At 57.5% G+C, this 771-nt stretch carries 1 protein-coding gene; it reads right to left on the bottom strand.

Annotated features, from left to right (window positions below; genetic code table 11):
• Positions 1-427: 427 nt before the first annotated feature.
• Positions 428-742: a proline racemase family protein gene (locus EN935_RS38620; protein ID WP_245489177.1), complete on the bottom strand. Its 315-nt coding sequence runs from the start codon at positions 740-742 to the stop codon at positions 428-430.
• Positions 743-771 lie beyond the last annotated feature (29 nt).

Here is a 771-nt window from a genome sequence, read left to right as displayed (position 1 = left end):
CCCCGCCATATCAGCTAGTATTCCGATCCCTAGTCGCTTTTCACCAATGCACGCTCCGCTGTCAAACGCGGAATCGGTCGGAACTTGTCACACGGCGCAGAATATGGAATATCCAATAGAATATCAACAGATCGCAATGGTGTTTTCGACTTGCACGCAAGGGCGCCCATGCAAGGAGACGTCGTTCCTGGTTGGTACGTGTTCACTGAATCGGCGGCGTGGCCATTTGGGACGTGCTCGACCAATAGCGGACGTATCGTCCTGCCAGAGCCTTCGATGAAGTCAAACCCGGCTATGTCCCACCGATGTTGTGAGCGCCCACCACCTGCCGGGCGTCCAATTCGGCAACGCCGAGGATGTGGATTGTGCCGCCGATGCCTTTGAGGACATCGCCATGAGAGTTCAAGGGGTATTCGCGAACCAGGTATCAGACAAGCGATACCCCTCGGGGAAATGGATCCTCCGGATCTACCCCATAGGGGCTGACACCCGTCAGCCAGGCGCGTCCAGAAACCTGAGGAATGATCGCGGGCACACCACCTGCCTTGGTCTCGGCGACGACTTCGCAATCGAAGACCGTATCGAGAATGGAGAGATGCCTGAACCTTTCTCCAAGCGAGAGTTCTCCACGCGCATGCAAAAGCGCCATGCACGCCGATGTGCCTGTCCCGCAGGGGCAACGATCGAGGCGACCGGGAGACACCACGACCGCATTCTTGGATGTCTTGACGCCGTCAATCATCTCACCGGGGCCAGCGAATTCAGTCTGGT

The sequence above is a fragment of the Mesorhizobium sp. M7D.F.Ca.US.004.03.1.1 genome (assembly GCF_003998635.1).
Taxonomy (GTDB): Bacteria; Pseudomonadota; Alphaproteobacteria; order Rhizobiales; family Rhizobiaceae; genus Mesorhizobium; species Mesorhizobium loti.
The sequence above is the reverse complement of the archived record's forward strand: the minus strand, read 5'-3'. Positions and strand labels throughout refer to the sequence as shown.